Source organism: Microbacterium sp. MYb64, assembly GCF_002979495.1.
Lineage (GTDB): Bacteria > Actinomycetota > Actinomycetes > Actinomycetales > Microbacteriaceae > Microbacterium > Microbacterium azadirachtae_A.
In genome coordinates this window covers 211,247-235,993 of record NZ_PCOW01000002.1, presented here as the reverse complement: position 1 = coordinate 235,993, position 24,747 = coordinate 211,247, and the positions used below count along the sequence as shown (strand labels likewise).

The window sequence follows — 24,747 nt, the reverse complement described above, 5'->3', positions numbered from 1 at the left end:
ACAACCCGAACGCGAGCCGCTGGTACCGCAAGGAGCTGCGATGAGTCAGGACGAGAACCCTGTCGTCGGCTCGCCGGTCCCGCCGCCCGCCGCGCGACACGAACCGGTCGACCTGACGCAGTTCGGCGATTTCGACATCACTCGGGCGACCGAGTATCAGGGCGAGGCCAATCGGCGGAGCATCAGCCTGGTCGTCTGGAAAGCAGGACTGTTCCTGTTCGTCGGTGTCGTCATGCTCGTTGCCGCTCTTTTCACGCGAGCACCGTGGTGGGCCTATCTGATGATTGGGCTTTACATCCTGATCCCCTCCGTCGGCATCTTCTACTGGCAGCGCATCTACCGCAGGACGGATCCCTCTCGCCCGAATCACGCTGGTCAAGGCAGAGACGACGAGTCGGCGAGGGAGACCCGCGCATGAGGCTGTGGTCGGTTCATCCGCAGCACTACGACCGGCAGGCGCTGACGGCGTGCTGGCGCGAAGGGCTGCTCGCACAGGCCGTCATCGCCGATCCGACGCGCCGGGGCTATGCGCACCATCCGCAGCTCCAGCGCTTCCGCGAGACGCGCGACCCCCTCGCCGCGATCGGCGACTATCTTGCGGCCGTCGTCGACGAGGCCGACGCCCGTGGCTACCGCTTCGCGAGGGAGAAGATCCTCAAGACCGGTCTGGCCGAACGCATCCCGGTGGCCCGGGGCCAGCTCGAGTACGAGTGGGGGCATCTGCTCCGCAAGATGGAGGTGCGCACTCCGGACCTCTGGGAGCGCTGTCGCGCGGTCCCCCTCCCGGCTCCGCATCCTCTGTTCACCGTCGTGGATGGCCCGATCGCCGACTGGGAACGGGTCGGCTGAGCGGCCCCACGATCACAGAAGGCCCTGGCTCGGCTCCTGCTGTTGCAACCGATGCTGCTTGTCGTCCTCCCTGCGCGCCGCGCGAGCGGTGAGGAGCGCTGCGGCGATCGCCGCGACCAGTGCGAACGCCCCGCAGAGAGGCAGCCAGATCTCCCACGACACGAACGCTCCGTACGTGCGCAGGCCAATGCCGACCCAGACCAGCGCCGCTCCACCCGCCGCTCCGACCGCTGCGACCCAGGCTCTCGACGCCACCGTGCGTTCCGCGTACCAGGTCCACGGCCCGAGCAGGGCGAGGACTCCGAATCCCGCTACGAGTCCTGTCACGGCCCCGCCGGCAGCACCCGCGTATGCCAGCGCTACCCGCACGAAGAGGCTGTCTTCGCCGTCGTCCGGCGGCAGCACCATCGGCTCTGCGACCATCAGAAGCAGACCTATGACGGCGCCGAGGACGGTCAGCCATCCCAGCACCTGCCGGTACGCCACCCAGAACATGGTCAGACCAGGAGCGGATCCGGCAGGCCTGTGCGCAGCTCCATCGGGAGGTGGCTCAGGTCGTTGTGCGCGACCAGGCTCCACGGGCGTCCCTGCTTCTGCGAGATCACCGTGAGGCCGCAGTTGGCCTGGTTCAGCGTCATCCAGCGCCACTCCGGGGCTTCCAGCACCTCGCGCACGAACCAGCTGATCACGAAGTTGTGCGTGATGAGCACCTCGTGCACGTCGCCCGGCTTGCGCACCAGGAACTCGTTCACGGCGTCGCCCATCTGCGCGCTGCCCGCCTCGATCTCCGCGTCGGTGATGGATCCGAAGAACGGCTCGAAGACGGCGGGCGTCTCCTCCGTCATGCCGGTGGGCACGCAGTCGAACAGCAGGGCGGACGGCTCCGCCTCGACAGCGGGGATCCGCTCCGAGATCGCACGGGCCGTCTCGGCGGCGCGCAGCAGCGGAGAGTGCCAGATCGCGTCGAGCGGCAGGCCGGACAGGCGATCGGCCAGCAGCGCGGCCTGCCGGCGTCCGCGCGGCGAGAGGGGTCCGTCAGCGAGACCGTGCTCGGCGTCCTGATGCTCGCCGTGCCGGACCAGATAGATGTAATGCGTCACAACCCGCTCGCCTCGTCTCCGGCGCCGTGGCCGGGGTGCTTCCAGCCTATGTCACAGATCGGACACGGCGAATGACCGGTCGGGTCAGCTCGCGGCCCGCGTGAGCTCGGCCAGCTGTGCGCGACCGAGGGCGACGCCCGCGCCCTGCATCAGTTCGTCGACCTGGTCGGTGGCGAACGCGTTGACGATGGGTGCCGTGATCGTGCGCTGCGCGAGCAGCCAGCCGATCGCGACGGCGGCGACGGGCACTTGCAGCTCGGAAGCGGCGATGTCGAGCGCCCGCAGCACCTTGATGCCGCGGCGGTTGATGTTGCCGCGCAGCTGCATGCCGCGCACGCCCTGCAGCGACTGCTTGGTGCGGTGCCGGCCGGAGAGGAATCCGTGTTCGAGCGCGTGCGACGGGGTGACGGCCAGCCCCTGCGCTGCGGCGACGAGCCGGAGGTCGCCCTCGAAGCCCGTCCGGCGGAGGAGGTTGTACGGCTCGTCGAGCACCTCGATGCGCGGGTAACCGGCCGATGCCAGGATGCGCGCCTCGACGAGGCGCTCCGCGGTGAAGCCGAAGGCGCCGAGCGCCCGGACCTTGCCGGTCTCGACCAGCCACTCGGCGGTGGCCAGGGTGTCCTCGAGGGCGCTGCCGTCGTCGACCGTGCCGTCGAGGTAGAGCACATCGATGCGCTCGACGCCGAGGCGGGTCAACGAGGCCTCGGCCGCGCGCACCAGGTTCACCGACCCGATGCCCGGGTTGTCGGGGTGTCCGCCGACGCGCACGCTCAGGACGATGTCGTCGCGGTTGCGGCGCGTCGCGAGCCAGCGGCCGATGATGTGCTCGCTGCGCCCCGCGGCGAAGCTGTCGGCCGTGTGCACCGCGTTGCCGCCGAAATCGGCGTAGCGGTCGAGGATGCGCAGCGCCGTGTCGGCGTCGGTGTTCCAGCCGAACTCTGCGCCGCCGAGGATGAGCGGGAAGGTGCGGATGCCGGTCTCCGCGAGCGGCACGCGCAGGCTGGTCCCTATGCCGGGCCCGACCACGGGGATCGGCGCAGAGGGATGGGGCGTGACCACGGCGGACGCGCCGGTCGCCGCGGGTGCGGCATGGCCGATGGCGGACCCTGCTGTGGATCCGACGCTGAAGAGACGCATGCGATCACCCCCGTGCCTGCTGCGTTTTGTGTTCTGTGGCGCACCCCCCGGTGCGTCCCTTCGAGAGTAAGCGAGGCCTCGGACAGTTCCGTTCATTGAGTCGTCCAGGAGGCGAACAACTCGTAACGTTTCGGTCACGAAGACGACGAAAGGCCCGTCCTGTCCCCCTTTCGGTGGACAGAACGGGCCTTTTCGTGCGAAGGCTTAGACCTCGGCGGTCTCAGCGACCGGCTCGGCGCCCTCCGCCGGAGCCTCGTCGATGACGGGCTCGAGCGAGAGCTTGCCGCGGTCGTCGATCTTCGTGATCTTCACGAGGATCTTCTGGCCGACGGAGAGGACGTCGTCGACGTTCTCCACGCGCTTGCCACCGGCGAGCTTGCGCACCTCGGTGACGTGCAGCAGGCCATCCTTGCCTGGGAGCAGGGAGACGAACGCACCGAAGGTCGCGATCTTGACGACCGTGCCCAGGAACTGCTCGCCGACCTCCGGGTTGGTGGGGTTGGCGATCGCGTTGACCTGAGCGCGGGCGGCCTCGGCCGAGGGGCCGTCGGTCGCGCCGATGTAGACGGTGCCGTCCTCCTCGATGGAGATCTGCGCGCCGGTCTCGTCCTGGATCGCGTTGATCGTCTTGCCCTTCGGGCCGATCAGCTCGCCGATCTTGTCGACCGGGATCTGCACGCTGATCACGCGCGGCGCGGTCGGCGCCATCTCGTCCGGGCTGTCGATCGCGGCGTTCAGCACGTTGAGGATCGTGAGGCGCGCCTCCTTGGCCTGGGTCAGCGCGCCGGCGAGCACCTCGGAGGGGATGCCGTCGAGCTTCGTGTCCAGCTGGATCGCGGTGACGAACTCGCTCGTTCCTGCGACCTTGAAGTCCATGTCGCCGAGGGCGTCCTCGGCACCCAGGATGTCGGTGAGCGCCGCGTAGCGGGTCTCGCCGTCGACCTGGTCGGACACCAGCCCCATCGCGATGCCGGCGACCGGTGCGCGCAGCGGCACACCCGCGTTCAGCAGCGACAGGGTCGAGGCGCAGACGGAGCCCATCGAGGTGGATCCGTTGGAGCTGAGCGCCTCGGACACCTGACGGATCGCGTACGGGAACTCCTCGCGCGTCGGCAGCACCGGCACGAGGGCGCGCTCGGCGAGGAAGCCGTGCCCGATCTCGCGACGCTTCGGCGAACCCACGCGGCCGGTCTCGCCGGTCGAGTAGGGCGGGAAGTTGTAGTGGTGCATGTAGCGCTTGCTCGTCGTCGGGGACAGCGAGTCGATCTGCTGCTCCATCTTGAGCATGTTCAGCGTGGTGACGCCCAGGATCTGGGTCTCACCGCGCTGGAAGATCGCGGAGCCGTGCACGCGCGGGATGACCTGCACCTCGGCGTCGAGCGGACGGATGTCCGCCAGGCCACGACCATCGATGCGGACGCCCTCGGTGAGGATCCGGCCGCGCACGATCTTCTTCGTGACCGACTTGTAGGCGCCGGAGAACTCGGCGAGTGCGGCCTCGGGCTGCTCCCCCGCCTCGACGGCGGCGACGAGCTCGGCCTTGACGCGGTCCTTGATCGCGTCGTCGGCGTTCTGGCGCTCCTGCTTGTCGGCGATCTGGTAGACGTCGACGAGCTCGGCGTAGGCGCGCTCTGCCACGAAGTCGTACGTGCCCTCGCTGTACGGCAGGAAGACGGGGTAGACGCCCGGCTCCTTCGACGCCTGCGCGGCGAGCTCGGCCTGAGCCTTGACCAGCTGCGAGATGAACGGCTTGGCAGCCTCGAGGCCCTGCGCGACGATGTCCTCGCTGGGCTTGGTGGCGCCGGCCTTGATCAGGTTCCAGCTGCCCTCGGTGGCCTCGGCCTCGACCATCATGATCGCGACGTCCTCGGTGCCGTCACCCTTGGTGACGACGCGACCCGCGACGACGAGATCGAAGACGGCCTGCTCGACCTGCTCCGCGTTCGGGAACGCGACCCACTGGTCGGCGTGCTCGCCGTGACCCGGGATGAACGCGAGGCGCACACCGGCGATCGGGCCGGAGAACGGCAGACCCGAGATCTGGGTCGAGGCGGACGCCGCGTTGATGGCGAGCGCGTCGTAGTACTCGCCCGGAGCGATGCTCAGGACGGTGATCACGATCTGCACCTCGTTGCGCAGGCCGTCGACGAACGACGGGCGCAGCGGGCGGTCGATCAGACGGCAGACGAGGATCGCCTCGGTGGAGGGACGGCCCTCGCGACGGAAGAACGAGCCGGGGATCTTGCCGGCCGCGTAGGAGCGCTCCTCCACGTCGACGGTCAGCGGGAAGAAGTCGAAGCCCTCACGGGGCGACTTGCTGGCGCTCGTCGCCGAGAGCAGCATCGTCTCCTCGTCGAGGTAAGCGGCGACCGCGCCCTGCGCCTGCTGCGCGAGACGACCCGTCTCGAAGCGGACGGTGCGGGTGCCGAAGCGGCCGTTGTCGAGAACGGCCTCGGTGGCGGTGATTTCAGGACCTTCCAAGAGGTCTCTCCTTCTTTGTTTAGGCTCGCTCTCCCGTGTGGAGCGCGAGCATGGACGGATGCGCACAGAGGCATCCTGTTCGATCCTATCAGTGCGGCGCGCCTGAGTCCGCGACGTCAGACCTCGCTGGGCTCTCGCACCCCGCGCTCCCGGCCGAGGCGCACGTAGTCGTGGTGCTTCGCGCTGCGTCCATCGCCCGCGGCGCGGCCGTGCAGGCGGCGCCAGACCCACGGCAGCGCGTGCCGGCGCCACCACACGCCGGCTCCGGTGCGCTCGGCCGCGTGCAGGGCCTCGTCGAGCGCCCCGAGCTCGTCGGCGAGGGGCACGCCGAGCGCGACGCCGGCCCGGTAGGCGAGGAAGCGGTGCCCACGGCTGGAGAGGTGCACGAGGTCCTCCCCCCAGTTCGGCCGCTCGGCGAGCTGCGGGTGGAGGTCGGTGTCGAGCAGGATCGCGCCCTGACGCCGGGCGATGCCCGCGAGCGCCGTGGCCCAGGCGGAGAACCGGCGGACGTAGACGCGGGCGGCAGGGTTCCCCGGCAGGAACGCCGTCACGAGGAGCACATCGGCGCCCGCTTCGCGCAGCTGCCGCACGGTGTCCTCGAGACGGACCGCGAGGAGCGGGATCGAGACCCGCTGCTTCACGAGGTCGTTGGCTCCGACCAGGATCGACACGAGGTCGGGGCGCAGCTGCAGCGCGCGGTCCAGCTGGGATCCGCACACGTCGTCGACGCGCTTGGAGCGGATCGCGAGGTTCGCGTAGTCGAGAGGCTCCCGCGCGGCCAGGAGCAGCGCGAGCCGGTCCGCCCAGCCGCGCAGCTCGCCCTCCGGGCCCGGATCGCACAGGCCCTCGGTGAGGGAGTCCCCGAGCGCGACGTAGCGGCGCCAGTGCTTGCGCTCCCCCGCCGGCGTCGGCTCCGGCCGGACGGCGCGAGGCGCGCGCAGCCCTGCGTCGGCCCTGTGCAGCTCCTGCGCCTCGACGAAGTGGCCGAGGAGCTGGTCGCACACCGCGCTCCAGCTGCGTCCCTCCACCGCCTCGCGCCCCGCGCGGCCGAAAGCCTGTCGCTTGCGCACGTCGCCGGCGAGATCCCGCACCCGCTCGCGCAGATCCTCCAGGTCGCCCGGGCGGTAGAGCCAGCCGTCGATGCCCTGGCGCACCAGATCGAGCGGGCCTCCCCTGCCCGTCGCGACCACCGGGATCCCGCTCGCGTGCGCCTCCTGCAGGGTCTGCCCGAATGTCTCGCTCTCGCCGGGATGCACGAAGACGTCGAACGACGCCATGGCCTGCGCGAGCTCCGGACCGCTGAGATGACCGAGGAACACCGCGTCCGGCAGCAGCGACTCGAGCCGAGGACGGGAGGGGCCGTCGCCGACGATCACGAGCCGGACTCCCGGCAGATCCGCGAGTGCGCGCAGGTCCTCGACCTGCTTCTCCGGGGCGAGGCGTCCCACGTAGCCCACGACGGCCTCGGCGTCGGCGCGGTGCTCCCATGCGCCGAGGCGGCGGTCCGGGTGGAAGCGCTCGGCATCGACGCCCCGGCCCCAGCGGCGCACCCGGTCGACGCCGAGCCGGGCGAGCTGCTCCTCCGATTCGGACGAGGGGGCGAGGGTGAGCGTGGCGCGCCGGTGCAGCCGCGCGATGTGGGCCTCGGCGAGCGCCGTCGTCAGCGAGACCCCGTAGCGCGCGGCGTAGGCGGCGACGTCGGTCTGATAGGCGGCGACCGCGGGCACCCCGATCCGCTCCGCGGCGAGCGCGCCGCGCCAGCCCAGGGCGAACGGCGAAGCGAGGTGCACGACATCCGGTGCGAAGCGTGCCAGCGACGCCGACAGCCGATGCGTGCTGGACGTCCCGACGCGCACGGTGCGATAACCGGGCAGCGCGACGGACGGGATGGCCTCGACTCTGGCGTGCCCGATCATGCGCGGCATGTCCGCGGCGGCAGGGGCGTACACCCTGGCCTCGTGGCCGTGTCGCTCGAGGTGGCGAAGGATCTGCAGGACGCTCCCTGTCACACCGTTCATGTGCGGGAGGAAGGATTCCGTCACGATCGCTGCTCTCACGCGATCAGGATCCCGCCCGTTTCCGCCTCCCATCGCCGGAAACGGCCGCCAACACGGAGTGTTCACCGGATGCACCGCGATCGGTCACCCCGTGTCCGCCGCCGCGCCCCCTGCCCGTCCCGCCGCGTTCTTCCAGGACTCCTGGACGCCCCCGGCGCTAGGCTGACGCCCATGAGTACCGACGACACCGCCGCCGCGGACATGAAGCGCAAGTTCAAGGAGGCGCTCGAGAAGAAGAACGCCCAGCAGCACCAGGGCGAGGCGCACCTGAACGGCGACTCCGCCGTGCACGGCACGCACGGGGCGCAGACCCGGCGCGAGTTCCGCCGCAAGAGCGGCTGATCCCGTATCCACCGCGAAGGGCGTCGACGAGGGATCGTCGGCGCCCTTCGTCGTCCGCGCATCCGCGGAAAGGGGTGGGAATCCACAGCGAGCGGGGTTAGCGTCGAATGGTGATCGTTTCTTCCGCCCCTGCCGCACCGGTGCGCAGAGCCCGCACGACCCGCCCTGTTATGGCGCTCGTGGCCGGCGTGCTGCTGATGGTGCCGCTCGCGGTGGCCGCACCCGCGTATGCGGACGACTATCCGTCGTGGCAGGACGTGCAGAACGCGCAGGGGAACGAGCAGGCGACGCAGGACCAGATCACCCGGATCAATGATGCACTCGCCACCGCACAGCAGAAGTCCGCGGACGCCTCGACCGCGGCGATGAAGGCCAATCAGGCTGCGGATGCGGCCAGGGCCGATGCCCATACCGCCGCGCAACGCGCAGACGAGCTGGGCGTGCAGGCCGCCGCCGCCGCGCAAGCCGTGCAGCAGACGCACGCGCAGGTCGGCGCTGTCGTGGCAGGCCGCGCCCGCGTCGAGTCCGCGGCTCCCCTCACGGCGCGACTGTTCACGTCTACGGACCCGGACCAGCTGCTCACGCGCCTTGGCGTGCTGCAGCAGCTCGACTCGACCTGGGCGAAGCTCGGCGAGCGCGCTCTCGAGGCGCAGAGCGTCGCGACGTCACTGGAGGATCAAGCCCAGACCGCCCGCGCGGCCCGGGATACACTCGCGACCGCCGCAGAGGACGCGGCCCAGAAGGCGAAGACCGCTGCGGACGCCGAAGCCGCCGCGGTCGCCGACCTGCAGGGTCACGTCACCACGCTGTACGCGCAGCTGGCCACACTGAAGAACACCACGGCCGACGTTGAGCGGCGCTACCGAATCGGCCAGCAGGTCGCCGAGCAGGAGCGAGCCGCGGCTGCAGCGGCAGATGCTGCGGCGGCCGCATCCTCGAGCGGATCCGGCGGCGGCTCGGGCGGCGGCGACCTCGGCGGAGGCGGCGTGAACGTCGATCCCGCCGGCGCCCAGGCCTACGCCGCCGGCCAGCTCGGCAACTACGGCTGGGGCCAGGACCAGTTCTCGTGTCTGTACCGGCTGTGGATGCAGGAATCGAGCTGGCGCGCGGACGCCCTGAACCCCGACAGCGACGCCTACGGGATCCCCCAGGCGCTGCCCGCCGACAAGATGGCGGCGGCCGGGCCGGACTGGCGCACCAACGGCGACACCCAGATCGACTGGGGCCTCAGCTACATCCAGGACCGCTACGGATCCCCCTGCGGCGCCTGGGCCCACGAGGTCGCCAACAACTGGTACTGAGCGCGCGCGGGCTCAGCTCTCCGCGAGCGCCGCACGGGCGGCATCGAGCACGACCGGATCCGCACAGCCGCGCGCGAAGCCCGCGATCCTTCGACGGATCTCCCGCCCCAGGACCACCGTGCCGATCCGTTCCGCGAGCGGTGCGAGCCACACGGGGCGACAGGTGAAGCTGTACTTCCAGACGGCGCGGGTGCCGCCGTCGACGGCCTCGAAGCGCCAGCCCGCGCCGAGCGTGCGGAGGAACCACGGCCCCTTCTCCATCACCATCCCCACGGTGGTCGGCGGCGCATAGGAGACGTAGTGGGTGATCATCGACAGCCCGAACCGCTGCCGGGTGAACGTGCGCACACCCTTCGCCGGCGCCATCGCCCCGTCCAGGAAGTGCTGCGCGTGGATGAAGCCGTCCCAGCGTCGGCGGACCTCGCCCGTCGTCTGCGACACCGCGTACGCGAGCGCGGGCGGGATCGGGACGACGACGGCGGCCTGGACGACGGGCATGACCCGACGCTATCGCTCCTGCGCGCGACGAGGGGACGCGACGGCCGTCGGGCCGGGGCGGAGAGCCGTCATCGGCATTCCCGCTCCGGCCCGACGGCGGATCCGGATCAGCTGCGGCCGGCGCGAGCGCGGGCCCGCTCCTGCTTCGCGGCCATCTCCTCGACCGCGGCGCGCCCGAGGGTCTCGGTGCTGACCGGCTCCGCCGCGGCCGTGTTCTGCGCGGCGGGGAGCGCCTCGTGCCCCACGCCGTCCAGGGTCGACTCGTCGAACGGACGCGCACCGGAGAGCACCTGACGCACCTGCTCCGTGTCGATCTGCTTCGTCCAGGTGCCGATGAGGATCGTCGCGACCGCATTGCCGGTGAAGTTGGTCAGCGCGCGTCCCTCCGACATGAAGCGGTCGATGCCCACGATCACGCCGACGCCGTTCACGAGGTCGGGACGATAGGCCTGCAGGCCGCCGGCCAGCGTCGCGAGCCCGGCGCCGGTGACACCCGCGGCGCCCTTGCTCGCGATGATCATGAAGACGAGCAGACCGATCTGCTCGGGGATCGACATCGGCTGGCCCAGGCCCGTCGCGATGAAGAGCGACGCCATCGTCAGGTAGATCGCGGTGCCGTCGAGGTTGAACGAGTATCCCGTCGGCACCGTGATGCCCACCACGGGCTTCGCCACCCCCAGATGCTCCATCTTGGCGATCAGCCGGGGCAGCGCGGATTCGGACGACGAGGTGCCGACGATCAGCAGGTACTCGCGTGCCAGGTACTTCATCAGCTGGAAGATGTTCACGCGGGCCACGAGCAGCAGCACTCCGCCGAGCACCACGACGATGAACACGATGCAGGTGAGGTAGAACGCCCCGAGAAGGATCCCCAGGCTCCAGATCGCGGCGACGCCCGTCTTGCCGACCACGGCGGCGATCGCGCCGAATGCGCCGAGCGGCGCGAGCCACAGGATCATCCCGAGCACGCGGAACACGAGCGTCTGCAGCTGCTTGATCGCCCCCATGATGGGGGCACCGCGCTCCCCCAGGCCCTGCAGCGCGAACCCGACGAGCAGCGCGATGAAGAGGACCTGCAGCACGCTCTCACCGGTGAAGGCACCGAAGAACGTGGCCGGGATGATGCCGAGGATGAAGTCCTGCGTGGTCTTCGCCTCGGTCGCGGCCGCCTGGTAGGTCGCGCCCGCCATGTGCAGCCCCTCACCGGGGTGGATGATGTTGCCCACGACCAGGCCGATCGCGAGCGCGAACGTCGACATCACCATGAAGTAGAGGAGCGCGAGTCCGCCGATCTTGCCGACCGTCGCCGCCTTGGCGATGGATCCGACGCCGATCACGATCGTGCAGAAGATGATCGGCGCGATCATCATCTTGATGAGGCTCACGAATCCCTTGCCGATGGGTTCGAGGCCCTGCGCGAACTGCGGGAACACGAGGCCCACCGCGATCCCGAGGCCCACCGCGATGAGCACGGACACATAGAGCCAGGTGTGCTTGTCCCAGGAGTTCTTGCCGCGGCGCCAATCGTGCCGCGGGAGAGTGAAACCTTCGGTGAGAGCCATCGTCGCCTCCGCTGAGTGAACCGGACACCGCACCACAGTGGGCGGGCCGTGTCGACCATCGTGCGGACCGGCCGCGCCGCGCGGCGAGTTCTGGTCGTATTGAAACCGGCGCGGATCCGGTGCAGGCCGCCGCGCGCGGCACGACCTCGCGCATACTGGCTGAGGAGGTCGGATCGGCGATGGCGACGAAAAGACGCGGCGGAGTGCGCAGTGCCGCATCGCGCGTGTTCGCGCTGCTGATCGCATCCGTCCTGCTGATCGGCGCGGCGATCGGGGTGTTCCTCACCTGGGAGGCGCAGACCTCGGCGCGGCAGGAGGCCGAGCATGTCACCGCGGCGATCGCGCACGCGCTCTCCGCGGCACCCGCGATCGAAGCCGCCGTGACCGCGACCGACCGCCCCTCCGCAGAGGGCGCGCTGCGCGCGTACGTCGAGTCCGTCCGCACCGGAGCCGGGCTGGACTTCATCACCGTCATGGACCGTGACGGCGTGCGCCTCACGCATCCGGATCCCGCACGCATCGGCGAGAAGTACCTGGGTACGATCCCCGCCGACGGCCGCACGCTGACCGAGCAGTACACGGGCACGCTCGGCCCGTCGGTGCGCACGATCGCCCCCGTCCACGACGCCGGCGGTGCGATCGTCGGCTGGGTGTCGGCGGGCGTGACCGTGGAGTCGCTGGCCGGGGCCCTGCTGCGACGCCTGCCCGTGATCGTGCTGCTGACCCTCGCGGTCGTGGCGCTGGGCGCGATCGGAGCGGTGCTCGCGCGACTCGCGACGCGGCGCATCACCGGCGATCTCGAAGCGCGAGACGTGCGCGAGGCCGTCGCCGGCTACGAGTCGGTGCGCACCCTCGGGGAGGCGCTGCGCGCGCAGACGCACGAGCACGGCAACCGCCTGCACACCGCGCTTTCGCTGCTGGAGCTCGATCGCCGCGACGAGGCGATCGCCCTGCTGTCCGAATCGTCCCTGCAGAGCCAGTCCGTGATCGACCAGATGACTTTGCGCGACGGGGATCCGACGCTCGGCGCGCTGCTGCTGGGCAAGGCCTCGCAGGCGAAGGAGCGCGGCGTGCGCTGGCAGGTGCACGTGGATCCTGCCGCTCCCCGCGTGGATCTGACGCCCGTCGATGCGGTCGCTGTGGTGGGGAACCTCATCGACAACGCGCTCGACGCCGCCCCTCAGGCAGAGTCGGGCGGCGACCGCTGGGTGCGGGTCGACGTGACCGCGGCGGGCGGTGGAGCTGTCGCGATCACGGTCTCGGACGGCGGCCCCGGAATCCCCTCGAACCTCCGCGAGCGGATCTTCGAGCACGGCTTCTCCACCAAGCCGAGCGACCGCTCCGGCCGCGGCGTGGGACTCGCCCTCGTGCGTGACATCGTGGCGGCCGCGGGCGGGAGCGTGGAGCTCTCCGCCGCGCCGACGTCGTTCCGGGTGACGCTGCCCGGCGTCCCGACGGAGAGGAGCACCGGATGATCGGCGTCCTGCTCGTGGACGACGACCCGCTCACGCTCGAACTCCATGCGGCGTACATCGCGCGGCTCGAGGGGTTCGAGGTCGTGGGCGAGTGCACCGGCGTCCGCGCCGCGCTGAACGCGCTCACCGCCGATGCGGAGCGGATCGATCTGGTGCTGCTGGATCTCACCATGCCCGACGGCTCCGGCATCGACGTGCTGCGGCGCATCCGCGGCGCGGGCAGCGCGATCGACGTGATCGCGGTGACCAGCGTGCGCGACGTCGAGGCCGTACGACGGATGTCGGCCTTGGGCGTCGCCCAGTACCTGCTCAAGCCGTTCCCGTTCGCCGTCTTCCGCGATCGCCTGATGCAGTTCCGCGACCGCCACGAACGCGCGGTCGCGCTGGCGGGCGCCGCCAGCCAGGAGGAGATCGACGCCCTGATCGGGGGGCCTGCGACCGGCGCCATCGCCCTGCCGAAGGGCCTCGCCGCCGACACCCTGCAGGTGGTGACGGCGGTGCTGCGCGCGCACGGCGACCTCTCGGCCGCGGAGGCGGCGCCTCTCGTCGGCGTCTCCCGGGTCACCGCACGCCGCTACCTGGAGCACCTCGTCGCGCAGCAGGTCGCGATCCGCGCCCCGCGCTACGGCACCCCGGGCCGGCCTGAGACGGCCTACCGCCTGGCCGGATCGGCCGCGCCGCCGCGCTGACGGCCCGAGCCGGGCAGCGGCACCGTGGTCGGGCCGCCCGCGGCGCGGTGATAGCGTCGTCCTGTCCTCAGGGCGGGGTGAAAGTCCCCACCGGCGGTGTCGCGGCATGGTCCGCGCGAGCCCGCGAACGGTCCCCATGGTGGGGACCGCCGATCCGGTGCGATTCCGGAGCCGACGGTCACAGTCCGGATGAGAGAGGACAGAAGGAGCAGTCCACCATGCCCAGAATCGCCATCGTCGCCGCGCAGTGGCACGCCGAGATCGTCGAGCAGGCCGTTTCCGCCTTCATCGAGCGTCTCGCCGAGCTCGGCATCGACCAGGTCGACGTGTACCGCGTTCCCGGCGCGTTCGAGATTCCGCTGCACGCGCAGCGCCTCGCGCGCACCGGCCGTTACGCGGCCATCGCGACGAGTGCGCTCGTCGTGGACGGCGGGATCTACCGGCACGACTTCGTCGCCGGATCCGTCGTCGACGCGCTCATGCGCGTTCAGCTGGACACCGACGTGCCGGTGTTCTCCGCCGTGCTCACGCCGCACCACTTCCACGAGCACGACGAGCACCAGGACTACTTCCGGCGTCACTTCGCCGTGAAGGGCCGGGAGCTCGCCGAGGCCGTGTCGGCCACGGTGCAGAGCCTCGCCGCGATCGGCTGACCGACCCGCGAGGCCCTGCCCCCGGCACGTCCGCCGCGCTGAGTACGCCTTCGAGGCGGACTCAGCGCGGCAGGCGTCCTTCGTGGAGCACGCCGTCGGGATCGGCGCTCGCGCGCACCGCACGCAGCCGGTCGATGTCGGACGCCGTGGCGCACTGCTCGAGCGACTGCCCTGGCGTGAGGAACGTCGGGACCGTCCGCTCGGCGGCGACCGGGGCGAGCAGCTCGCGGAGCCCCGCGATGCTGGCGTCGCCGGGTTCGGCCGGCGCACCGGGGAAGTTCGGCACGAGCGCGTGCAGGAGCCAGCCCGCCGACGCAAGGGATGCGAAGCCCGAACGGCGCGGAGCGTCGAGTGCTCCGCCCAGCATCCGCAGGTCGATTCCGATGATCGTCGACTGGGCAGGTGCCTGACGGAAGTCGACCAGCGCGTCGATCATGGCGTCGTCGAGCCGGTCGAGAGCGGCGGAGGCGCCCCGGCCCGGCGTCGGATCGGTCGGCTCCCCCGAGGCGGCGGCGAGCGCGGCGAGCGAGGTCGGTCCCGCGGTCTCGCGCTGCACGGTGCCGGCGCGCCGCACCCCGTCGAGGAGAGCTTCGGCGGCGCCGTCGGAGGACAGCGCCTGGACCGTCAGGTAGCTCTTGCCGCGGATCGCCTCCGGCAGCATCGGCGCGTCGGGCATCCGCATGGAGCTCGTGAACACGTTGAGCGTCGACGGCGCGACAGCGGCGAGATCCCGCACGGCGCGGATCACCGCGGCGGAGTCGGCCGCGTCGAAGGTCAGCGAGGCGCCCCACTGCGCCGGGGCACGGACGAGATCGATCTCGAGCGCGGTGACGACGCCCACGACGCCGCCCGCTCCGCGCAGCGCCCACATCGCCTCACCGTCGCTGTCGTCGTCGATCCGCTCATGCGTGCCGTCGGGTCGCAGCACCCACGCGGCGCGCAGGTTGTCGGACCCGAGACCCGCCGTGCGGCTGAACCAGGAGTGACCGCCGCCGAGCGTGTACCCCGCGACCGATACGACGGGGCTCGTGCCTGCGGGAGCCGCCCACCCGGTGCCTTCGAGCGCGTCGACGACGGCGCCCCAGCGCACACCGCTGCCGACGACGACCACGCCGGCCGCGAGGTCGATGTCGAGCCGGTCGAACGCCGCCGTCCGGACGATCACGGCCCCTGCCAGGTCGCCGGAGGCGCCGTGGCCGCTCGGCTGCACGGCGATCGGCGTCCCGGCCTCGCGGGCGGCCGCGAGGATCAGACGAAGATCGTCGAGCCCCGCGGGCGCCGCGACCGCGGCGGGGAGCTGGTCGATCGAGAGATTCCACGGGCGGCGAGCGGCGTCGAATCCGTCGTCGGAGGGGAGCAGAAGGGTTCCGTCCAGCGCACGGTCGAGAGTGTCGAATGCAGAGAGAAGGGGCATGACGCCACCCTAGGATGCCCCACGGACATTCCCGGTGACGTCACGCCCCTTGTGCCTGTGCAGGCCTATTCCCCTGCGAGACCGCCCAGCAGGTGCCCGAACGAGCGTCCTTCGCCGAGGTAGTTGCCCGGGTGGAAGGGATCCTTGTCGGCTGCGGGCTCGCGTCGGGCCATGGCCTCGGCGAGCTCCCGCGCTCCGCGCTCGACCCGCGTGCTGAGCGGCGCCACCTCGTCGGCGTTCGCCCCCCAGTCGCTGGATGCCGCGAAGACGCCCGTGGGGACGGGCTCTGCGTGCAGGTAGGTGAACAGCGGGCGGATCGCGTAGTCGATCGCGAGCGAGTGCCGCGCGGTTCCGGCGTTCGCGCCGATCAGGACGGGCTTGCCGGCCAGCGCGTCCGGGTCGAGCACGTCGATGAACGACTTGAACAGGCCGGAGTAGCTCGTGGAGAAGATCGGCGTGACGGCGATCAGGCCGTCGGCCGAGATCACCGTGTTGATCGCCGAGTCCAGCGCGGGCGGGGCGAACCCGGTGAGCAGGTTGTTCGTGATGTCGTGCGCGAGGTCGCGCAGCTCGATCACGTCGACGCCGACCTCGGAGCCGAGCTCGGTGAGCCGGCGCGCGGTCTCCGCCGCGAGGCGGTCGGCGAGCATGCGCGTCGAGGACGGGTTGCTGAGCCCTGCGGAGATCACCGCGATGCGACGGGCGCCCATCTCAGTTCGCCCCCTTCGTGGCCGCGGTCCCGAACGAGGACCCTTCGACATGCTCAGGGACCGGGGCGGCCGGAATCGCGCCGCCGTCCTGGTAGGGCGAGCCCGCGGTGAGGTTGTCTCCGCGGTTCGCGCCGGGGCGCGCCTCGCGCGCCGGGCCGTCGCCGTACACGGCCTTGACACGGGCTGCGTGGGTCGGGGCATCCGGCACGGTCTCCGGGCGGTTCTGCGCGAGCTCCTTGCGGAGCACCGGCACGACCTCGCCGCCGAGCAGGTCGATCTGCTCGAGCACGGTCTTCAGCGGCAGGCCGGCGTGGTCCATGAGGAACAGCTGACGCTGGTAGTCGCCGTAGTGGTCGCGCATCGCGGCGTAGCGGTCGATGACCTGCTGCGGGGATCCCACCGTGAGCGGGGTCATCTCCGTGAAGTCCTCCATCGACGGGCCGTGGCCGTAGACCGGGGCGTTGTCGAAGTAGGGGCGGAACTCGTTCACCGCGTCCTGAGAGTTCGGGCGGATGAACGCCTGGCCGCCGAGCCCGACGATCGCCTGCTCCGCGGTGCCGTGGCCGTAGTGCGCGAAGCGCTGCCGGTACAGCTCGATCAGCCGCTGGTAGTGCTCCTTCGGCCAGAAGATGTTGTTCGCGAAGAATCCGTCGCCGTAGTAGGCGGCCTGCTCGGCGATCTCGGGCGTGCGGATGGAGCCGTGCCACACGAACGGCGCGATGCCGTCGAGCGGGCGAGGGGTGGACGTGAAGCCCTGCAGCGAGGTGCGGAACTTGCCCTCCCAGTCCACGACGTCGTTCGTCCACAGCTCGTGCAGGAGCGCGTAGTTCTCGATCGCGAGCGGCAGGCCCTGACGGATGTCCTTGCCGAACCAGGGGTACACGGGGCCGGTGTTGCCGCGGCCCATCATGAGGTCCATGCGCCCGCCGGACACATGCTGCAGCATCGCGTAGTCCTCGGCGATCTTCACCGGGTCGTTCGTGGTGATGAGCGTCGTGGAGGTCGAGACGATCAGACGCTCGGTCTGCGCGGCGAGCGCGGCGAGGAACGTCGTCGGGCTGGACGACCAGAACGGCGGGTTGTGGTGCTCGCCGATCGCGAAGACGTCGAGGCCGACCTCTTCCGCGTGCTTCGCGATCGTGAGGGTGTTCTGGATCCGCTCGCGCTCGCTCGGGGTCTCCCCCGTGACCGGGTTGCGGGTGATGTCGCTGACCGACATGAGGCCGAACTGCATGCCCGACCAGGTGCTCGACTCGCTCACTGCTGTCTCCTTCAGATTTCTATTCACTTGAATGTATCTGATGAAACATCCTTCTCCCAGGAGTATTCCCGGGATCCACGACATCGGCCAGGGGCGCGCGGACGAGGGAACGCCCGCCTGGGGCGCAGACGGGCGTTCGCGATGGAGCCCAGGCGGGCTCCGCGGGTCAGGCGAACAGCGCCGCGCCGACGTAGGAGCCCTGCCGCGCGCCGGGCGGAACGGCCCAGATGCCGGATCCGATGTGCTTGATGTACTCGCTCATGAGATCGGTCGACAGCCGCTTCTGCAGCGTCACGAACTGCTCCGGCGAGCGCTGGTAGGAGAGGAAGAACAGGCCGGCGTCGAGGCGGCCCAGCTCGTTGTTGCCGTCGACGTAGTTGTAGCCGCGGCGGAGGATCCGGATGCCGTCGTTGATCTTCGGGTGCGCGAGGCGCACGTGCGAGTTCTCGTCGATCGCCGAGCCGGAGAACACCGGCTCCGTCATCTCGCCGCCGCCCGAGAGGGGCGCTCCGCTGCCCTTGACCCGGCCGATGGTGCGATCCTGCTCGGCGAGGCGCAGCCGATCCCAGGTCTCGACGAGCATCGCGATCTTGCGCGCGACGAGATACGACCCGCCGGACATCCACGCGGGCTCGTCCTTCTCCCCCACCCAGACGTGCTCGTCGAGGGCTTGCGCGTCGTCGGCGAGGATGTTCGCGGTGCCGTCCTTGTAGCCGAAGAGGTTGCGCGGGGTCTGCTGATCGGCGGCGGTGCGCGAGGTGCGCCCGAATCCGAGCTGAGACCAGCGCAGCCTGGCGCGACCGAACGCGATCCGGCTGAGGTTGCGCACGGCGTGCACCGCGACCTGCGGGTCGTCGGCGCAGGCCTGGATGCAGAGGTCGCCGCCCGTGTAGCCGGCGTCCAGGGCGTCGCCGAGGAACCCGGGCAGATCGGCGAGCGCGGACGGCCGTCGGTCCGCGATGCCGAACCGGTCACCTTCCGCGAGGAAGAGCGACGGGCCGAGCCCGAAAGTGATCGTGAGACCCGCTGCGGTGAGACCCTGCGCCTCGCCGGTGTCGTCCGGCGGCGCCTCCGGAGAGCCTCCGACGGCGCCCGAGGCGCTCACGTCGAGGCCCTTCGTGAGCCGCGATGCCGCGTAGCTCCAGTCCTGCAGGAGCGAGACGAGGTCGTCACGACTCGCGCGCGGCATCATGTCGAAGCTCGCGAAATGCAGGTGTTCCTGCACGCGCGTGGTGATCCCGGCCTGATGGGCGCCTTCGAAGGCGTACTGGTCTGCGGGCGCGGATCCGCCCAGCACCCCGGTCGCGGCGACGGCGGCCGCACCCCCGGCTCCGACGGCGATGCCCGCGACACCGCTGCCGAGCGCCCAGCCGATCAGGCCGCGCCGGCTGATGCCGGTGCGCGATGCCGTGCCCTCCGGCACCGCGCCCTCGGGAGACGCGGCACGCGCGTCGGCGGTCGACGACCCTTCCGGCGCCGCCGCGGAGGGCCGGTCGGGTCCTCCCTCGGACTCAGGCACCGTCATGTCAGCCGAGGATCGTGCTGGTGAGCTTCGAGAGCGGCTCGGCGAGCGCGTTCAGCAGGTCGGTGAGGTCGCGCTTCTGGGTCTCGGTGACGGTCGAGTACGCCGCGAAGCCGTCCTTCAGCGAACCGTGCACCGCGAGCTCGGCCTCCAGGGCGGAGAATCCGCGATCGATCTGCTCCACGAGCTTCTTGCCCTCTGCGCCCTTGCTCTCGGCGAACTCGCGCACGACGGAGAAGGCCATCTTGGATCCCTCGACGTTCGCCGCGAAGTCGGAGAGATCCGTACCGGACCACCAGTCCTCCTCGCCCGTGATCTTGCCGTTGGCGACCTCGTCGAGGAGCGAGATGGATCCGTTGGAGATCCCGGCGATGCCCTTGGACTCGAGATCCTTCACGAACGCGTCGGAGTGGACGTGGTCGTACAGCTCCTGCAGATCGGCGAGGAGCTTGTCGGCGAACGTGCCGCGCTCGGCGGGCGTCGACGGCGCCCAGTCCAGGTTCGCCGGAGTGGTGCCGTCGGAGTTCATCGCGCCGGCGGCCGGGGCCCACAGGTCCTTCTCGATGCGGTGGAAGCCGGTCCAGTCGATGCCCTCGGCCTTGGCGTCGAGCTCGCGGAAGTCCAGCCGAGGGTCGAGCGTTCCCAGCTGCTCCGCGATCGGCTCGATGCGCTCGTAGTAGGCGCGCACGGTCGAGAACTGGGCCTTGGCGGCCGCGTCGTCGCCGCCGCGGTAGGCGTCGGCGAAGGTCTTCGCGGCGGGGAGCAGCTGGTCGACCTGGTCCTTGACGTACGAGGCGTACTGCGTGAGGGCCTTCTGCTTCTGCGCCGCGTCGCCCCCGGTCTCGGCGACCTTCTCGCCGCTCACGGCGAACGAGGTCTTGCCGACCCCGGCGCCGAGCATCCCCGGCTTGCACACGGTGAAGTACTTGCCCGGCTGCGCCACGACGGTGAGGGTGCGCGAGGCTCCGGGAGCCACGTTCTCGACCTCGCCGACGATGCGCACGCCGTCCTCGGCGAGCAGGTAGAACTCGGTCACCTCGTCGCCCTTGTTGTTCACGTCGAACGCGAGCGTGCCGCTGGTCGCGGTGGCGGCGGAGACGCTGCACGCATCGGCCGTGGAAGAGACGGTCAGACGTCCGGCTGCGGAGACGTCGGACTTGGCGACGCACCCGGTGAGGGCGAGGCCGAGGGCGGCGACGGCGCCGAGGACGGCGATCGGTCGGCGGGCGATGGTCATGAGGCTCCTTCAGGAGAGGGCGAGACGGTCGATGCGGCACGGGTGGCCGCCGACTCGGTCGTGACGGGCGTCGCGGAGGAAGCGGGAACAGAGGAAGAAGGCGTCGCGCGCGGTGTCGTGCGGCGCAGTCCGCGCACGAACAGGGTGCCGACGATCGCGATGTACAGCACCCAGGCGATCACCTGGAGCCAGCTCATCCGCGGCATGAATCCGACGGTGGCCTGCAGCAGCACGGCGAGTGCACTGTCGGGGCGGATCACCGCGGTCACGTCGAACGCCCACCCGAAGGGCAGGCCGGCCCAGCCGACCAGCACGGAACCGGCGGCGTCGAGCGGCGCCGCGGCGGTGAACGGTCCAGGCACGACGCCGGCCTCCTGCAGGTCGCTGAGCGCGTAGGCGAGCACGCCGGCCGCGATGACCACGAGGAAGCCGCCCGTCCAGGTGAAGAAGCGGGAGAGGTCGAGCCTGACGGCGCCCCGGGCGAGCAGCCATCCGGCCAGCACGGCCACCACGAGGCCCAGCGCCGCCCCGAGGATCGCCGACGGCGCGTCGCCGAAGGACTGCACCATCGACCAGAGCAGGAGCGTGGTCTCGACGCCCTCGCGGGCCACCGAGACGAAGCCGACCAGCACGAGCGCCCAGACGGTGCCCGCCTCCAGCGCCCGGTCGACGCCCCCCTGCAGCGTGGCCTTCATGGTGCGTCCGGCCTTGCGCATCCAGAAGATCATCCAGGTGACCATGCCGACCGTGACGAGCGAGAGCGTGCCGCCGATGATCTCCTGCCCCTGGAAGGTCAGGGCGTAGGCGCCGAAGGTCAGCACGGCGCCGATCGCGAGCGCCAGGAGGATGGCGGCGCCGACGCCGGTCCACAGCCGTGGCAGGACGTCCTTGCGATCGAGCCGCTTCAGGTAGGCGACGAGGATGCCGACGACGAGCGCGGCTTCGAGGCCTTCACGGAGGCCGATGAGGAAAGTGGCGAGCACGAGGAGCTGTTCCTGGAGAAGTTATGAGGTAAGGCATCCCTTACCTCGAAGACTCTAGCATCCGCGCTCCCGTCCGTCGGACGCACGTTCGGCGGAGGGATCCGTCCGCGGTAATCCTCGGCAACAAACGGCCGACCCTTGCAGCGCCCGTCCTAGCCTCGCCTCATGGCCGAACTGAACCTCCCGATCCTTGACCTGTCCCAGCTCGACGCGGGCCCCGAGGCCGCCGCGGCGTTCCGCGACGACCTGCGCGCCGCGACCCACGACGTCGGATTCTTCTACCTCACCGGCACCGGCGTGACCCCCGAGCTCGAACGCCGCCTGCACCAGGCGGCGTTGGACTTCTTCGCGCTGCCCGAGGGCGACAAGCTCGCGATCGAGAACGTCAAGAGCCCGCACTTCCGCGGCTACACCCGCATCGGCGGCGAGCGCACGCAGGGCGCCGTGGACTGGCGCGAGCAGATCGACATCGGGCCGGAGCGCGAGGCCGTCGGCGGCGGGGCCGCCTACAACCGCCTGATCGGCCCGAACCTGTGGCCCGACGCCCAGCCCGAGCTGCGCGAGGTCGTCGCGGAATGGCATGCGCAGCTCTCCGGTGTCGCCCGCAAGCTGCTGCGCGCCTGGGCGCTCGCACTCGGCGCCGAGGAGACCTACTTCGAGCAGAACTTCGGCGACCCCTCGACCCTGATCAAGATCGTCCGCTATCCGGGCACCCACGAACCGGAGCCGCAGCAGGGCGTCGGCGCACACAAGGACTCCGGCGTGCTGACCCTGCTCTGGGTCGAGCCGGGCAAGGGCGGCCTCCAGGTGGAGCGCGACGGATCCTGGGTCGACGCTCCCCCGGTCGACGGCGCGTTCGTCGTCAACATCGGCGAGCTGCTCGAGTACGCGACGGACGGCTACCTCAAGGCCACCAACCACCGGGTGGTCTCCCCGCAGGCGCCGGACGAGCGGATCTCGATCCCGTTCTTCTTCAACCCCGCCCTCGACGCGCGTCTGCCGCTCATCGACCTGCCGGCGGATCTGGCGGTGCAGGCACGGGGCGTCACCAAGGATCCCTCGAACCCCATCCATGCCCTCTACGGCGAGAACGCCCTGAAGTCGCGCCTGCGTGCGCACCCCGACGTCGCGGCGATCCACCACGCGGACCTGGTCGGCGCCTCCGCCTGAGCGAGGGACGGCTCAGCTCTCGAGCACACCGTCCAGCTGCGACAGCACGGGCTCGCGGCTCATCTCGATGTGCGCGTACATCTGCGCGGAGGCGAGCGCGCCGCGGCCGTGCGCGATCGATTCGACGAGCTCGACATGCTCGTCCGTCTGCTCGCTGTCCCTCGTCTCGCGCGTGAGCCGGAACACCCACTCCATCCGCCCGACCAGCGGCCCGAGGCTGCGCAGCAGCAGTCGGCTTCCGCTGAGCCGCACGATCTCGGAGTGGAAGTCGAGGCTCGCGGCCCGCGCCGCCTCCGCGTCGACGACCGACGCGTCCTCGTGCAGCGCGCGAAGCCGGTCGATGGTCTCGATGCCCTCGTGCACGCGCTCGGCAGCCCGCTGCGCCGCGAAGGGCTCGAAGCACAGCCGGGTGTCGAAGAGGTCGTGGATGTCGGCACGGGTGAGCGGCGTGACGTTGGCGCCGCGGTGCCGCGAGGTCACCACGAACCCCTCGGCCTCCAGCCGCTGGAGCGCCTGGCGCACCGGGATGCGCGAGACCGCGAAGCGCTCGGAGAGCTCGCGCTCCTTCAGCCACGCACCGGGCGCGACGTCACCGTCGATGATCGCGCGGAGCAGATCACGGTAGACGCGATCGGCGAGCGCGATGGCGGTGCCGTCGGATTCAGTGCCGGTCTCCATCTGCCGCTCTCCTCTCCCCCGCGAGCGGGAACACGGGCGGGAACAACCCACCGGCGCCGCCCCGGTGATCGCGCTCGTCGTAGCCGGCGCGCATGATGTCGAACAGGGCCTGCGCATCCTCGCGAACGGCCCGCAGGTCGATCCCGTCGATCGCGCCATCGCGCATCACGACCCTGCCCGCGACCATCGTAAGGCACGCGTCCCTGGCGCTCCCGGACAGAACGAGGTTGCGCAGCGGGTCCTCGATCGGACCGAATCGCACATCCGAGAGGCGGAACGCCGTGAGGTCGGCGGCGGCCCCCTCCGCGATGCGCCCGAGATCGGGCCGGTGCAGCGCGCGTGCTCCGCCGAGGGTCGCCGCCTCCACATAGCCGGCGAGATCTCCGGCCGCGAGCGAACGGTTCTGCACCTTCGCGACGGAGACGCCGGTGTCGATGCCGCGGATCAGATCCGGCGGGAACGAGTCGGTGCCCAGCGAGATGTTCAGCCCCGCATCCCGGTAGCGGGCGAACGTCTCCAGCTCGGATCCGTAGCGCGCATTCGTGAGCGGGCAGTGGACGATCGACACCCCCGCCTCGACGAGCGCGGCGAGATCCCCCCTGTCCTCGCCCCACACGCGAGGGTTGACGTCCAGGAAGACGCCGTGCGGGATGATCAGGCGGTCATCGAGCAGGCCCTGCCGGCGGATCAGCTCGAGCGGTGTGCATCCGTGCTGCTCCAGGATCCAGTCGCGCTCGAAATCCCCCTGCAGCGCGTGCAAGCGCACGAGGGCGCCGCGCTCCCTTGCCGCGTCCGCAGTGGCCGCGAGGAGCTCAGGGGTCAGCGTCTCGATGCGGCAGGGCAGGAACACGGGGGTGAGCAGCGGATCCGCCCAGGCGCGCAGCGTGTCGTGGAACCGGATCGCGTCGGCGAGACCGGCCTCGCCCTCCGCCTCGTCGAAGAGGACGACGCGCTCATCGCCCTGCACGACGTTGACCCCGGAGCGGTAGGAGGGCCCGAGGAAGCCGCGCAGCCCGAGCGACCGGGAGAACTCCGCCATGGCGAGGAAGTCGTCGGCCGACTCCGCCCAGGCGGAGTGCACTTCGGAGGCGATCGGCATGTAGCTCGTGATGCCGTGCAGGGCGAGCTGCACGAGCGCGATCTCCCTGATGCGCCGGCGCTGGCCCGCACTGAACACATGCTGCCGGCGGGAGAACCAGTCCGCCGACCACTGCAGGCGGCGGGCATGCTCCGGCGCCGACCAGGAGTCGAGGATCAGGTGGTCGATGTCGGTGAGCGCGTCCAGGTCGATCAGCCCCGGCATCAGCAGGCTCTCGCCGAGCTCCACCGTGCGATCGGCGTCCTGAGGTGCTTCGGCGCGCGGCCCCACGAAGGCGATGCGGTCGTCGTCCACCAGCACGGCGCCGTCGCGCAACTCCGTATTCGATGTGCCGTCGAAGGCAAGGACGTGATCAGCGGTGATCAGGGTACGCACGGGGGCACTCCTCAAGGCGGGACGATTGGTATCCAAAACCTATCGACCCTCGAGCATCGCAACAACGTCTGCGCACAAGTTTCAGGAAGTCAGTGGGATTTGGTATACATATCCTCTCAGGCTGGTATACAATTCCAGCAACCCCCGTTCCTGA

General features: G+C 70.7%; 22 protein-coding genes, 1 pseudogene and 1 riboswitch. Of the genes and pseudogenes, 8 read left to right on the top strand and 15 right to left on the bottom strand.

The annotated features are described in order from the left end of the window. The first annotated feature begins 40 nt into the window (after positions 1 to 40). Together CQ044_RS03235 and CQ044_RS03230 are read left to right on the top strand one after the other, a co-directional pair. The gene (locus CQ044_RS03235; protein WP_105686793.1) at positions 41 to 418 is read left to right on the top strand and encodes an SdpI family protein; all 378 of its coding nucleotides are present in this window, start codon (positions 41 to 43) and stop codon (positions 416 to 418) included. Next, positions 415 to 849: a pyrimidine dimer DNA glycosylase/endonuclease V gene (locus CQ044_RS03230; protein WP_105686791.1), complete on the top strand. Its 435-nt coding sequence runs from the start codon at positions 415 to 417 to the stop codon at positions 847 to 849. The genes CQ044_RS03235 and CQ044_RS03230 overlap by 4 nt, the downstream gene beginning before the upstream one ends. Before the next feature lie 12 nt (positions 850 to 861). On the opposite strand, the gene CQ044_RS03225 is transcribed toward CQ044_RS03230, so the two are convergent. The 5 genes from CQ044_RS03225 to CQ044_RS03205 all read right to left on the bottom strand — a co-directional run bounded on the left by CQ044_RS03225 (position 862) and on the right by CQ044_RS03205 (position 7,609). Continuing rightward, positions 862 to 1,335, bottom strand: a complete 474-nt coding sequence (locus CQ044_RS03225; protein ID WP_146116725.1) for a hypothetical protein — start codon at positions 1,333 to 1,335, stop codon at positions 862 to 864. A gap of 11 nt (positions 1,336 to 1,346) precedes the next feature. Continuing rightward, a complete protein-coding gene (locus CQ044_RS03220; protein ID WP_105686787.1) occupies positions 1,347 to 1,949 on the bottom strand; it encodes a histidine phosphatase family protein in 603 nt (200 codons plus the stop codon). Between the two features lie 84 nt (positions 1,950 to 2,033). Beyond that, entirely contained in the window at positions 2,034 to 3,086 is a 1,053-nt protein-coding gene (locus CQ044_RS03215; protein WP_105686786.1) for an aldo/keto reductase, read from the bottom strand. Between the two features lie 204 nt (positions 3,087 to 3,290). Next, on the bottom strand, positions 3,291 to 5,567 hold the full coding sequence (locus CQ044_RS03210) for a polyribonucleotide nucleotidyltransferase (RefSeq protein ID WP_105686784.1): 2,277 nt from the start codon (positions 5,565 to 5,567) through the stop codon (positions 3,291 to 3,293). Positions 5,568 to 5,683: 116 nt separating this feature from the next. Next, positions 5,684 to 7,609, bottom strand: coding sequence for a GDSL-type esterase/lipase family protein (locus tag CQ044_RS03205; RefSeq protein WP_258133143.1), 1,926 nt, complete (start codon positions 7,607 to 7,609; stop codon positions 5,684 to 5,686). 186 nt (positions 7,610 to 7,795) lie between these two features. On the opposite strand from CQ044_RS03205, the gene CQ044_RS19500 reads away from it, so the two are divergent. Continuing rightward, positions 7,796 to 7,966, top strand: coding sequence for a DUF5302 domain-containing protein (locus CQ044_RS19500; RefSeq protein ID WP_160299713.1), 171 nt, complete (start codon positions 7,796 to 7,798; stop codon positions 7,964 to 7,966). Positions 7,967 to 8,076: 110 nt separating this feature from the next. Next, on the top strand, positions 8,077 to 9,267 hold the full coding sequence (locus CQ044_RS03200; RefSeq protein WP_146116724.1) for a hypothetical protein: 1,191 nt from the start codon (positions 8,077 to 8,079) through the stop codon (positions 9,265 to 9,267). Positions 9,268 to 9,279: 12 nt separating this feature from the next. On the opposite strand, the gene CQ044_RS03195 is transcribed toward CQ044_RS03200, so the two are convergent. Both CQ044_RS03195 and CQ044_RS03190 read right to left on the bottom strand, forming a co-directional pair. Continuing rightward, complete coding sequence (locus tag CQ044_RS03195; RefSeq protein ID WP_105686780.1) at positions 9,280 to 9,765, bottom strand: SRPBCC family protein; 486 nt, start codon at positions 9,763 to 9,765, stop codon at positions 9,280 to 9,282. A 107-nt stretch (positions 9,766 to 9,872) separates the two neighbouring features. Beyond that, a complete protein-coding gene (locus CQ044_RS03190; protein WP_105686778.1) occupies positions 9,873 to 11,327 on the bottom strand; it encodes a cation:dicarboxylate symporter family transporter in 1,455 nt (484 codons plus the stop codon). Positions 11,328 to 11,506: 179 nt separating this feature from the next. On the opposite strand from CQ044_RS03190, the gene CQ044_RS03185 reads away from it, so the two are divergent. From CQ044_RS03185 to CQ044_RS03175, 3 genes and pseudogenes are all read left to right on the top strand, one after another. Beyond that, positions 11,507 to 12,802, top strand: coding sequence for an ATP-binding protein (locus tag CQ044_RS03185; RefSeq protein WP_105686995.1), 1,296 nt, complete (start codon positions 11,507 to 11,509; stop codon positions 12,800 to 12,802). Continuing rightward, entirely contained in the window at positions 12,799 to 13,491 is a 693-nt protein-coding gene (locus CQ044_RS03180) for a response regulator (RefSeq protein WP_105686777.1), read from the top strand. The genes CQ044_RS03185 and CQ044_RS03180 overlap by 4 nt, the downstream gene beginning before the upstream one ends. 59 nt (positions 13,492 to 13,550) lie before the next feature. Further along, a riboswitch (FMN riboswitch) is annotated at positions 13,551 to 13,696 on the top strand. 7 nt (positions 13,697 to 13,703) lie between these two features. Next, a pseudogene (locus tag CQ044_RS03175) lies at positions 13,704 to 14,144 on the top strand (6,7-dimethyl-8-ribityllumazine synthase); the annotation flags it as partial. A 61-nt stretch (positions 14,145 to 14,205) separates the two neighbouring features. On the opposite strand, the gene CQ044_RS03170 reads toward CQ044_RS03175, so the two are convergent. The 6 genes from CQ044_RS03170 to efeU form a co-directional block, all read right to left on the bottom strand. Next, positions 14,206 to 15,558, bottom strand: coding sequence for an FAD-binding oxidoreductase (locus tag CQ044_RS03170; RefSeq protein ID WP_105686774.1), 1,353 nt, complete (start codon positions 15,556 to 15,558; stop codon positions 14,206 to 14,208). Positions 15,559 to 15,623: 65 nt separating this feature from the next. Beyond that, positions 15,624 to 16,268, bottom strand: coding sequence for an FMN reductase (locus tag CQ044_RS03165; protein ID WP_105686772.1), 645 nt, complete (start codon positions 16,266 to 16,268; stop codon positions 15,624 to 15,626). Between the two features lies 1 nt (position 16,269). Continuing rightward, positions 16,270 to 17,502 (bottom strand): LLM class flavin-dependent oxidoreductase, encoded by a 1,233-nt coding sequence (locus CQ044_RS03160; RefSeq protein ID WP_105686993.1) that lies wholly within the window; start codon positions 17,500 to 17,502, stop codon positions 16,270 to 16,272. A gap of 193 nt (positions 17,503 to 17,695) precedes the next feature. Beyond that, the gene (gene efeB, locus CQ044_RS03155; RefSeq protein WP_105686770.1) at positions 17,696 to 19,054 is read right to left on the bottom strand and encodes an iron uptake transporter deferrochelatase/peroxidase subunit; all 1,359 of its coding nucleotides are present in this window, start codon (positions 19,052 to 19,054) and stop codon (positions 17,696 to 17,698) included. 1 nt (position 19,055) lies between these two features. Next, positions 19,056 to 20,288: an iron uptake system protein EfeO gene (gene efeO / locus CQ044_RS03150; protein ID WP_105686769.1), complete on the bottom strand. Its 1,233-nt coding sequence runs from the start codon at positions 20,286 to 20,288 to the stop codon at positions 19,056 to 19,058. Further along, on the bottom strand, positions 20,285 to 21,271 hold the full coding sequence (gene efeU / locus CQ044_RS03145; RefSeq protein ID WP_105686768.1) for an iron uptake transporter permease EfeU: 987 nt from the start codon (positions 21,269 to 21,271) through the stop codon (positions 20,285 to 20,287). The genes efeO and efeU overlap by 4 nt, the downstream gene beginning before the upstream one ends. 165 nt (positions 21,272 to 21,436) lie before the next feature. On the opposite strand from efeU, the gene CQ044_RS03140 reads away from it, so the two are divergent. Next, entirely contained in the window at positions 21,437 to 22,441 is a 1,005-nt protein-coding gene (locus CQ044_RS03140; protein ID WP_105686766.1) for an isopenicillin N synthase family oxygenase, read from the top strand. 12 nt (positions 22,442 to 22,453) lie between these two features. Here the strand turns inward: CQ044_RS03140 and CQ044_RS03135 are convergent, their stop codons facing one another. Together CQ044_RS03135 and CQ044_RS03130 are read right to left on the bottom strand one after the other, a co-directional pair. Then, the gene (locus CQ044_RS03135; protein ID WP_181158165.1) at positions 22,454 to 23,119 is read right to left on the bottom strand and encodes a GntR family transcriptional regulator; all 666 of its coding nucleotides are present in this window, start codon (positions 23,117 to 23,119) and stop codon (positions 22,454 to 22,456) included. Further along, positions 23,103 to 24,593, bottom strand: a complete 1,491-nt coding sequence (locus tag CQ044_RS03130) for a chlorohydrolase family protein (RefSeq protein WP_105686763.1) — start codon at positions 24,591 to 24,593, stop codon at positions 23,103 to 23,105. Before CQ044_RS03130 ends, CQ044_RS03135 begins: the two co-directional genes overlap by 17 nt. Positions 24,594 to 24,747 lie beyond the last annotated feature (154 nt).